This is a genomic window from Dactylosporangium sp. NPDC051087, assembly GCF_055586325.1.
Window position 1 is genome coordinate 200466 of sequence record NZ_JBVJIJ010000017.1, and the last position, 10459, is coordinate 210924.

The 10459-nt window shown below is 75.1% G+C and carries 6 protein-coding genes; all 6 read left to right on the plus strand.

What is annotated here, in order from left to right; translation table 11 throughout:
- Positions 1-180: 180 nt before the first annotated feature.
- The 6 genes from ACZ6TV_RS30825 (at position 181) to ACZ6TV_RS30850 (ending at position 10377) form a co-directional block, all read left to right on the plus strand.
- On the plus strand, positions 181-1053 hold the full coding sequence (locus ACZ6TV_RS30825) for a 1,4-dihydroxy-6-naphthoate synthase (RefSeq protein ID WP_465300797.1): 873 nt from the start codon (positions 181-183) through the stop codon (positions 1051-1053).
- A 42-nt stretch (positions 1054-1095) separates the two neighbouring features.
- Complete coding sequence (locus tag ACZ6TV_RS30830; protein WP_465300798.1) at positions 1096-1476, plus strand: DUF6069 family protein; 381 nt, start codon at positions 1096-1098, stop codon at positions 1474-1476.
- Positions 1477-1544: 68 nt separating this feature from the next.
- Positions 1545-4157, plus strand: coding sequence for a LuxR C-terminal-related transcriptional regulator (locus ACZ6TV_RS30835; protein ID WP_465300799.1), 2613 nt, complete (start codon positions 1545-1547; stop codon positions 4155-4157).
- Positions 4154-6412 (plus strand): LuxR C-terminal-related transcriptional regulator, encoded by a 2259-nt coding sequence (locus tag ACZ6TV_RS30840; RefSeq protein WP_465300800.1) that lies wholly within the window; start codon positions 4154-4156, stop codon positions 6410-6412. The genes ACZ6TV_RS30835 and ACZ6TV_RS30840 overlap by 4 nt, the downstream gene beginning before the upstream one ends.
- Positions 6406-9135: a LuxR C-terminal-related transcriptional regulator gene (locus tag ACZ6TV_RS30845; protein WP_465300801.1), complete on the plus strand. Its 2730-nt coding sequence runs from the start codon at positions 6406-6408 to the stop codon at positions 9133-9135. The genes ACZ6TV_RS30840 and ACZ6TV_RS30845 overlap by 7 nt, the downstream gene beginning before the upstream one ends.
- Before the next feature lie 471 nt (positions 9136-9606).
- Positions 9607-10377 carry a helix-turn-helix transcriptional regulator gene (locus tag ACZ6TV_RS30850; protein ID WP_465300846.1) on the plus strand — a complete coding sequence of 257 codons (771 nt, stop codon included), beginning with the start codon at positions 9607-9609 and terminating at the stop codon, positions 10375-10377.
- The last annotated feature ends 82 nt before the right edge of the window (positions 10378-10459 follow it).

The window sequence follows — 10459 nt, forward strand, 5'->3', positions numbered from 1 at the left end:
CGAGCCCGGCTGGGATGCGCCGGACACGGGGAAACGGGCAGCGGTCTGCGACCGACGCAGTTCTGCTGGTGGCATCGTGCCGTGGCGGAGATTGGGGAAATCACCACACTTGATCCCCTGACGACCTGACGCCCCTACCGAACCGGGACAAGCCGCCCCGTCCGGCCGTAAGATCCGCCCATGACCGAGCGGCCGCTGTCGATCGCCTACTCGCCGTGCCCCAACGACACGTTCGTCTTCCACGCGTGGACGCACGGGCTCCTGCCGGACACCCCGGCGACGACCGTCACCCACGCCGACATCGACGTCACCAACCACCTGGCCGGCAGCGACCGGTTCGACGTCATGAAGATCTCCTACGCGGCGCTGCCCGGCTTCCTGGACCGCTTCGCGCTCGTGCCGTGCGGCGGGGCCCTCGGCCGCGGCTGCGGCCCGCTGCTGGTCGCCCGCTCGCCGCTGACGCCGGCGCAGCTGGGCGAGGCGGTCGTCGCCGTGCCGAGCGAGCAGTCCACGGCCTACCTGCTGCTGCGCCTGTGGGCCGAGCGCGGCGTGCCGGGCGGCTTCGGCGGCATCGTCGTCATGCCGTTCCACGAGATCATGCCCGCGGTCCGCGACGGCAAGGTCGACGCCGGGCTGATCATCCACGAGGCCCGGTTCACGTACCAGTCGTTCGGCCTGCTGGAGCTGGTCGACCTCGGCCGGTTCTGGGAGGAGGACACCGGCCTGCCGATCCCCCTCGGCGCGATCGTCGCCCGCCGCGACCTCGGCCCCGAGCGCATCGCCGCGGTCACCGGCGCGGTCCGCGCGTCCGTGCGGCACGCCTGGGCGCACCCCGAGGCGTCCCAGGACTACATCCGCGAGCACGCCCAGGAGATGGCGCCGGAGGTGACGGCGCAACACATCGCCCTGTACGTCAACGGGTTCACCGAGGACCTCGGCGACGACGGGCTGGCCGCCGTCCGCGCGCTGCTGGACCGGGCCGCCGCCGCCGGACTGTGCCCCGCCGTGCCGCCCGGTGCGCTCGACGCGGTACAACCGTCACCCGTGCCGTAACGCGGCAGATCCGTTCCACCGACCCCGGAGGTACCCCCGCACATGAAGCCGTCCGCAGTGCGTCCGCTCGCCATCGCCGGCGCCGCCGTCCTCGCTCTTGTCGTCTTCTTCATCGCCAGTTCGGTCGCCGGTGACCTGGTGGTCAAGTCCGGCGGCACCACCCAGACGGTCACCGCCGTCGCGGTCGTCCTCACCGTCGTCGTCGTCGGCCTCCTCGGCTGGGGCCTGCTCGCCCTGCTGGAGAAGCTCACCGCGAAGGGCCGCACGATCTGGACCGTCATCGCGGTCGTCTTCCTGCTGCTGTCGCTGCTCGGGCCGCTCGGCGGCACGGACGCCGGCACGAAGGTGTCGCTCGCGCTGCTGCACCTGCTGGTCGGTGCCGTGATCATCACGGGCTTCACCCGGGCGCCGCGGACCGCCTGACCGGGCACCGCGGGGCACCGCCCGGGGCACGACCGCAGGGACACCGACCGTACGGATGGGACACCGTCATGACACCGCAGCCCGCCGAACCGGACCGCAGCACCGGCACCCCGCCGGTGCGCGACGGCCGGCCGGTGCTCCCGGATGTCGAGGCCGTCGCCGTCGTCGTGGTCACCGGCGCGTACGGCACGGGCAAGACCAGCCTGCTGCGCGCGCCGGCCGCGCCGGGCGTGACGGTGCTGTCCGCGACCTGCACGGAGGCCGACGCCGCGGTGGAGTTCGCCGCGGCGCGGCAGCTGCTGCCGGTGCAGCCACGCTCCGGGACCCACGTCGTCCCCGCCGACGGCGGCCACCGCACCGTGCTCGACCTGTACCGGCGGGCGCTGGGCCTGCTCCAGTTCGGCCCGGTGCGGCTGGTCGTCGACGACGCCCACTGGTGCGACGGGGCGACCCTGCGCTGGCTGCACTACCTGCTGCGGCGCTGCACCAGCCGGCCGCTGCAGGTGGTCCTCGCCGTCGAGCCCCGTGAGCACCCGGCGCTCGACACCCTCTTCGCCGACATCCTCGCCGGCCCGCGGCAGCTGATCCTCGACCTCGACGCTCCCGAGCACGCCGGCGCCGAGCCGCGCACCGACCGGCTGCGCCGCTTCCTGAGCCGCCAGCCGAACCTGCTGAGGGTCGCCGTCGCCACCGCCGTGCTCCAGCAGGCCGACGCCGAGCTCGTCGGCGCGCTCGCCGGGCTGCCGCCGCAGCTCACCGTCGCCCGGCTGGCCACACTGCGCAACACCGGGGTCGTCACCGGCGACGCGGACCGGCCGGTGCCGCCCGCCGTCGCCGCGGAGCTGTTCGGGCTGATCGCCGCCGACGAGCTGCAGCGCCTGCGGCGCCGGGCCGCGGTCATGCTCAACGACGCCGACGCGCCCGTGCGGCGCATCGCCGAGGTGCTGCTGGAGCTCAGCGACCTCGACGAACCCTGGATGCTGGAGCGGCTGCGCGACGCGGCCGCCCTCGCCTACCGGCACGACGCGCCCGCCGCGGTCCGCATCCGGACCCGGCTGCTGGCCGCGCAGCCGCACTCGCCGGACGCCGCCGTCGACGTGGCCGTCGCGCTGCTCAACGTCGACCCGTCGGCCGCGCTCGTGCACGCCCGGCAGGCGCTGCCCCGCACCGGCGACGCCCGCACGAAGGCCCGGGCCGTGGTCTGCCTCGGTCTCGCCGCGCTGGTCACCGGGCGGGAGCCGACCGCTCCGTACCTGCTGCACGACGCCATGGAGACGCTGCGCCGCGCCGCCGGGAACACCCCGACGCTGCGGGACCGCGTCCAGCTCGCGACCGTCGACTCGACGCTCGCCGCCAACGCCGTCATCGGCGGCGCCACCTACCACACCGTGCGGTCTCGGATCGGTGACGCGCCGGCCAGCGTCGCGGGGGCGTCGTCCACCCACCGGATGCTCGCCGTGCACGCGCTCACCACCGCCTACGAGGGGCTCGACGTCGAGCGGGCCACCCGGTACGCCCGGCTGGTGCTGGACCGTCCGGTGACCGGCGACAGCTGGGCGCCGCTGATGGCGACCCGGGTGCTGCTGATGGCCGACGACACCGCCGGCGCGCTCGCCGCGGCGAGCCGGCTGGCCGGGCACCACCGCGACCGCGGCGAGCCGTGCGCCGAGGCGGTCGCCCGGGCGACCTGGGCACACGTGCTGCTCGAGGTCGGCGAGCTCGAGGCCGCCTGGGCGGAGGCGACGACGGCGCTGCGGCTCGCCGGGGACAACGAGTGGGGCGCCGCGACCTGGTCGGCGCACACGAGCATCTCGATCGTCAACAGCGCCCAGGCCCGGGTCCTCGCCGCCGAGGCGGGGATGGAGACGATCCTGGAACGCGGCTCCGACATGCCGCTGTGGGAGCAGGTGCAGGCCGTCGGCGCGACGGCGCTCGCCGCCTACTGGGGCCAGGACCACGACCGGGCGCTGCAGCGGCTCCGCGGCTGCGGGAAGGTCATCGACGAGGCGGGGGTGTGCAGCCCCGCGTTCAGCAGCTGGTGGCTCGACGAGATCATCCTGCTGTCGCAGCGCGGCCACCAGCGGGAGGCGCACCTGCGTCTCGAGCAGGCGGAGGAGCAGTGCGGCCGGTGGCGCACACCGCGGACGGCGGGCATGGCGCTGCTGGCCCGGGCCGCGCTCACCGAGCAGGGTGCCAAGGTCGAGCTGCTGCTCGCTGCCCTCGCCGAGCTCGAACGCTCACCGGCGCCGATCCACCAGGTGAAGGCGCAGCTGATGCTCGGACGGACCCTGACGGTCCTGGGCGACCGCACCGCCGCGCGGCGGCATCTGCGCGACGGCATGGTGCTGTCCAACCGGCTCGGCTACATGGTGCTGGCGGCGCACTGCCGCAACGTGCTCAGCTCCGCCGGTGGGCGCACCGGCACCGAGCTCGCCGCCTGTGGTGAGCTGTCCAGCAGCGAACGGGCCGTCGCGCGGCTGGCGGCCGGCGGCGCGACCAACCGGCAGATCTCCGAGGAGCTGTTCATCTCCATGCGGACCGTCGAGTTCCACCTCACCAACGTCTACCGCAGGCTCGGCATCCGGCGCAGGGACGCCCTCGCCGGCATCGTCGAGCCGATGCCGCTGACCCGCCGGGCCACCGCTCCGCTCGCGGAGCCGGCCGAAGGGGGCGTCTCGTGACCGGGACCCGTCCCGCCGGTGGTGGCGCCGGTGGCTCAGTGGGGAGCGCCGCGGCCGCCGCGCGGTGGCGGTCCGTGCTCGCCACCGCCGGTGGGGGCACCTTCGACGCGCACACCGGGACGCTGCTGGCCGCCGCGGCCGCCGGGGACCCCGCGGTGCTGCTCGCCGCCGCGGCCGCGGGTGACCCGGCGGTGCTGGTGGCCGCCGTCCGCCGGTACGGGCTGCACCACCTCGACCTCGACGGGCTCAACGCCGCCTGCCGCCAGGTGCGGCGCGACCAGGTCGCCGAGCGGCTGACCGAGCTGTCCGCCGCGCAGCTGCGCGGGCTGCGGATCCGGGCGCTGCTCGGGGCGGGCGTGCCGGAGCGCCTCGCCGCCAGGCTCACCCAGGGCCTGCCCGGCTGCCCCGGGCTCGACGCCACCGACCCCCTCGTCGCCGACGTGGTGCTCGCCGCGATGGACGGCGCCGACCGGGCCGCGCTGCGCCGGTACGCCGCCGAAACCGCCCACGACAAGGGCCTGCCACCCGTCGTCGTCGGCCGGCTGCTGAGCGCGACCGAGCCCGGCTGGCCCGCGTGGGCGCTCGGCGCGCTGCTGGCCGCGGCCGCGGCGGCCGCCGCCGAACGGTCCTGGGACGCGGCGACGACGCTGTACAGCCGCGCCCTGCGCGAGCCGATGGACGACCCGCTGCGGCTGACGACCTGGCTGACCCTCGGCGACGTGCAGCTGACCTGCTCGCCGGAGGCCGCCGGCCGCACCTACCGCACGGTGCTGCGCACGGCACCGGACGGCGGGGCGTCGCCGGTGCGGCTCGCCGCGGCGGACCGGCTCCTGGTCCGCGGCGACGACGAGGCCGCCCGGCGCGAGCTGGCCGCCACCCACCACCGGGTCGCCGCGCCGTCCGGTGAGGCGTCGGCCCTGGCCGCGCTGTACTGGCTGGCGGTCGACCGGTCCGGCACCGCACCCGAGCTGACCTCCGACCGGGTGCCCGCGCCCGACGGCGCCGCCACCGACCCCGCCGGGCGCGGCGTCCTCGCGTGGCGCGAAGCGGTCGCGGGCGACGACGTGGACCGCGCCCGCCGGCACGCCCTCGCCGCGCTGGACCCGCCGGCCGGTGCCGTAGTGCCGCCCGCCGTCCAGGTGGCGGCGGCCCGCGCGCTGACGTTCACCGAGGACTTCGACGCGGCGGAGCGCCGGCTCAACGGGCTCGTCGAGGCGTCCCGCGGCGCCGGCGGGCACGCGGCCGGGCCGCTCGCCGCGCGGGTGGAGCTGTGGCTGCGCACCGGCCGCCTCGCCGAGGCCGAGCGGGACCTGCACGACCTGGGGCAGTGCCTGCCGGAGCAGTCCTGGCACGCCAGCACCCTGCCGCGGCTGCGGGCGCTGCAGCTCATGCAGCTGCTGGCGACGGGCCGCGGGAAGCAGGCCCGCGCGGCGCTGGCCGCGCCCCTGCCGCCGGGCAGCGACCAGGGCGTCGCCTGGGCGTACCTGCTCTACGCCCGGGCGGTCGCCGAGGCCGCCGACGGTCACGTCGACGCGGCGGTGCGGATGCTGCACGAGTGCGGCCGCCGGTGCCTGGCCGCGGGGCACCGCAACCCGGCGCTGCTGCCGTGGCGGTCCCAGGCGGCGGTGTGGGAGCACGTCCGCGGCCGCGACGACGAGGCCGCGGCGCTGCTGCGGGCCGAGCGGCTGGCCGCCGAGCGGTGGGGCGCGAGCGGCACCGTCGCGCTCACCGAGCTGCGCGCGTCGCTGCTGCACGGCGACGGGGTGACCCGGGCGGACCGCGCGGTCGTGGCGCTGTGGGCCGCGATGCGGGGCGGCTGGTCGGCGGAGACGCTGCTGACCCTCGAGAGCGCGGCGGCGGGCCGGCCACGGTCGCCCGCCGCGGACGCGGCCCTGCGCGCCGCGGCCCGGATCGGGCCCGGCAACGGCTGGAGCGTCAGGGTCGGCGGCGCCGGCGCGGCCAGGGCCGGCAAGCGCGCCAAGGGCGTCACGGTGCACCGCAACACGGGACGGGCCGCCGGCCGGCACCCGGAGACCGGCGGCGGCGCCACGACCCTGTCGACCGCCCAGCTGCGGGTCGCCGAGCTGGCCGCGAACGGGCTGCCGAACGCGGCCATCGCGGAGATCCTCGCCATCACCAAGCGCACCGTTGAGCTGCACCTCAGCAACGCGTACCGGAAACTGGGAATCACCAGCAGATCGGAACTTTCCGATGTGCTGGGTGGCGCGGCTGGGGAACACTCTGCGGTGTGCTGATCGAGCGGGACCATGAGCGAGACGTCTGCGGCGCCGCACTGACCAGGCTCCGGGCCGGGACCGGCGGCGTCCTGGCCGTCACCGGCGACCTGGGCGCTGGCAAGTCCGCGCTGCTGATGCAGGCCGCGGAGGTCGCCCTCGCCGCCGGGGTGCCGGTGGTCGCGGCCGTCGCCACCCGGGTCGAGCAGGGCCTGTCACGCGGCCTGGCGTCGCGGCTGTGGCGCGACGTCCGCGCCTCGGCCGCGACCCGGACCGGCACGCTCCTCGTCACCGTCGACGACCTGCAGTGGGCCGACGACGCGAGCCTGGCCTGGCTCACCCGCCTGCACCGGCTGAGCGGACCGGCGGGCGGCCGGGCCGGCGGGGTGAGCGTCCTGGTCGTGTTCGCGGTCCTGGACGGCGACGCAGGCGCCGAGCGGCCGGGGGTCCGCGCCGCGCTGGCCCGCGCCGACCGGACGCTGCATCCGGCCCGGCTGACCATCGCCGGGGTCGAACGGCTCCTGGCCGGCACCGGGGCGGACCGGGCCGCGACGGACCGGGCCGCGGTGGAGCGCTGCCACCGGCTCAGCGGCGGCAACCCGTCGGTGGTGCGGGCGATGGCGGCGGACGCCGCCGGATGGTCCGGGTTCGCCGGCGGCCTGCCGGACGTCACCGGGCGCGCGTATCAGCCGCTGCGCCGGCGGGTGACCGCCGCGGTCGCGGCGCTGCCCGAGCCGCTGCGCGCCTACCTGCTGCGCGGCGTGCTGCTCGGCGCCGACGCGGAGCCCGGCCTCGTGGGCCGGATGGCCGGTCTCGACGACGTCGGCGCCCGCACCGCCGCCCGGGCGCTGCGGGCGATGGGGCTGCACGGCGCCGCCGAGCCGCAGCCGGTGCTGGACGCGGTCGTGCGGCACGTCGTGGGCGCCACGATCTGCCCGGAGTCGTTCGCGGTCGGCCATGTCCAGGCGGCGGAGGCGCTGTACCGGGCCGGTGCGCCCGCCGAGCGGGTCGCGGCGCACCTGGAGCAGTCGGTCACGCTGGAGCCGTACGCGCCGGGCGTGCTGTCCGACGCCGCCGCGAGCGCCCTCGCCCGCCATGACGTGGCCACCGCCGTGCGGTACCTGAGAGTGGCGCTGCGCGGCCTACCGCCCGGCGGCGCCGAACGGGCCCGGGTCCTCGTCGAGCTCGCCGTCGCCGAGCGGTGCGGCAACCCCTCGACGCTGTTGCGCCGGGTCCTGCAGGCGCTGCCGGAGCTGCCCGGCGACGACGCCCGGGCGGCCGCCCTGGCCCGGATCCCGCCGATGGCGCTGCAGGCCGGCGCGGACGCCGCCGGCGAGGCGATCGACGGTGTCCTGCAGCAGCTGTCGGTCGTGCCGGCCGCGGAGCAGGACCGTGACGCGCCGGCGGCGCCGGCCGCGGCGCTCACGCAGCGGCTGGAGGCGCGGCTGTGGATGGCCGGCTGGCAGGACCCCGCGGTGCTGGCCGCCGCCACGGCCCAGCTGCGCGGCCGGGCGGCGGCGCCGCGTACGCCGGCCGAACGGGAGCTCGCGGGGGTGCTGCTGTTCTGCGCGACCATGCTGGCGGAGCTGACCGCGGACGACCTCGCCCCGCTCGCGCAGCTGCTGTTCGAGTCCCTCCCGGCCGACCATGACACGCTCGCCTCGATCGCGCCGCTCCTGGTCGCCGGTGCCGTCGCCGTCGAGCGGGTGCCCGCGCTGCAGCCGTGGCTGATGGAGGCCCGCCGGGCGGCCGACGCCGGGCCGTGCCGCCGGGTCGCGGCGCAGGTGCATGCCCAGCTGGCGTTCCAGCAGTTGCACACCGGCCATCCGGGCGCGGCCGCGGCCAGCGCCCTCAACGCGCTCACCGTGCTGCCGGACGGTTTCGGCGACGACGGGATCAGCGTCGCGATGCTCTTCGCGGTCGCCGCCGCGGTGCCGGACGAGCGGCTGCGGCAGCGGGCGGCGGCGCTGTGCCGCACGGAGCGGGCCAACGCCGAGACGGGCATGCTGCCGATGGTCAGCAACCTGCTGTACGGCGCGACGCACTACACCACCGAGCCGCAGGCGGCGCTGGCCGCGCTGGTCGAGTGCGAACAGCAGCTGGCCACGCACGGCTGGCACAACCGGGCGCTCTTCCCCACCGGCACGATGGTCGCGCCGCTGCTGCACCGGCTCGGGCGGTCCGAGGAGGCCCTCGAGCGCATCGCCGAGGAGCACCGGCTGACGGCGGAGTGGGGGTCGCCCGCGGCGACCGGCCGGACGCTGCGGATCTGGGGTGAGCTCAGCCGCGGCCGGCAGGCGCTGCGCCTGCTCGACGAGGCCGTCGAGGTCCTCGAACGCTCCGTCAACCAGCTGGAGCTGGCGCGGGCGCTGCTGGCGCGGGGCACCCGGTTGCTCGCGACGGGACGGCGGGGCGCCGGGGAGGATCTGCGGCGCGGCGGGCAGCTGGCGGCCGAGGCCGGCTTCTCCTGGCTGGTGGAGCCGGCCAACGTGGCGCTCGAGGCACACCACGAGCAGCTGGCGCCCGGGATCGGCTCCTTCACCCCGTCGGAGCGGACCGTCACGGAGCTGGTCACGGCCGGCCTCACGAACCAGGCCATCGCCACCCGGCTGGGCATCTCCCAGCGGGCCGTGGAGAAACACCTGACCAACTGCTACCGCAAGCTGGGGGTCACCAACCGATCCGCACTAAAGGCGGTGCTCAACCAGGTAGCGGATAAAATGTCCGATGTACACTTCGAATAGGTTCGTTCGCTTCCGAACTCTGGAAGATCACCTTGGGTAATAATTAGGCCACTGAAAGCATTCGTGGATACGTCGCCAGGGCCTTGAACCCTCAAGACAATGCTCAAATTTTTCGCAAGATCGATGTCTGCCTCTACGTGCTACCGGACGGTCACATGTGGGGCCGAACCGGACTTCGGTCCGGAATCCGTTGCGCAGGGTGCGCGGATCCGGCCCCCGGGCGCGGTAGGCCGACCACCCGCACCCATATTGAGCTGCGTGAACACGTCACGGACGGCGCCCCTGCGGAAACCTTGGCCACCCGGCGTGTCCGATCGGCCACCCAACGCCGCCGACTACGGTCCACGACACCGAACTAGGCGCACGCCTACCACAGTCTTTGGTGCCCGATTTGCTCGCGTTGACGCTCGCGGAAAGCCGTGCAAGGCTCCCGATGCGATCACAAATTTGGAGCATTTGGGAGACGTGTCGATGCTTCTGGTCAGTAACTTGAAGGCAGACGTTCGAGACGCAACTCAGACCGGCCCGCTCCAGAGACAAAACAGGAGTGAAACACTGTCGGAACAATGCTGCACATTTACGCAGCCCAACCCGGCAGCTCTCGTCGGCGCGAGTGAATACGGCGAGCTGTTTCTGTCCATTGTCGAACGGACCGGGGTCGGCCTCGCCGTCCTCAATCCACAACTGCGCATCCAGCACACAAACTCCGCGCTGCTCGAGCACTGCGGCCAGCCGCGCTTCGACCTGTACGGATTCGACTTCTCCGAGCTGTTGCACCCGAGTGTGCGGCAGCACATGCGGCGGCAGTTCGAGCGACTTCTCACCGGTCGCAGCGGTCGTTTCGTGGAGCACCTCGCCGCCCTGTGGGCGACGCGCACCGCGTTCACCGGATCCCTCACCGGAATGGCCGTACAGGGCGACGCCGGGCAGCTCAAGACAATCGTCGTCCTGGTCGCACCCGACAAGGGCGAGGATGACCGCCGGGTGCTCATCAGCCCGAACAAGATCTTGACCGAGATCAATGCGAAGATCCTCGAGGGAGTGGCCACCGGTGTACCCACCGTGCAACTGGCCGCGAAGCTCTACCTGAGCCGGCAGGGCATCGAGTATCACGTCAGCAACATGCTGCGCCAGTTCAAGGTGCCGAACCGGGCGGCGCTGGTGTCGAAGGCCTACTCCATGGGGCTTTTCGGCGTCGGGTCGTGGCCGCCGAAGGTGCTCAGCGAGTACGTGCGGCGCTGAAGGCGGCAGGTGGGCACGCGACGATGGCCGGGACACCAGTCCCGGCCATCTCTGTGTCTACGGCAGCGATGCGGTGTGCGGG

Bases quoted from the DNA above. Each gene is read 5' to 3' on its own strand.
- ACZ6TV_RS30850 (WP_465300846.1), top strand. From the start codon at position 9,607: ATGCTTCTGGTCAGTAACTTGAAGGCAGACGTTCGAGACGCAACTCAG.
- ACZ6TV_RS30825 (WP_465300797.1), top strand. From the start codon at position 181: ATGACCGAGCGGCCGCTGTCGATCGCCTACTCGCCGTGCCCCAACGAC.
- ACZ6TV_RS30830 (WP_465300798.1), top strand. From the start codon at position 1,096: ATGAAGCCGTCCGCAGTGCGTCCGCTCGCCATCGCCGGCGCCGCCGTC.
- ACZ6TV_RS30835 (WP_465300799.1), top strand. From the start codon at position 1,545: ATGACACCGCAGCCCGCCGAACCGGACCGCAGCACCGGCACCCCGCCG.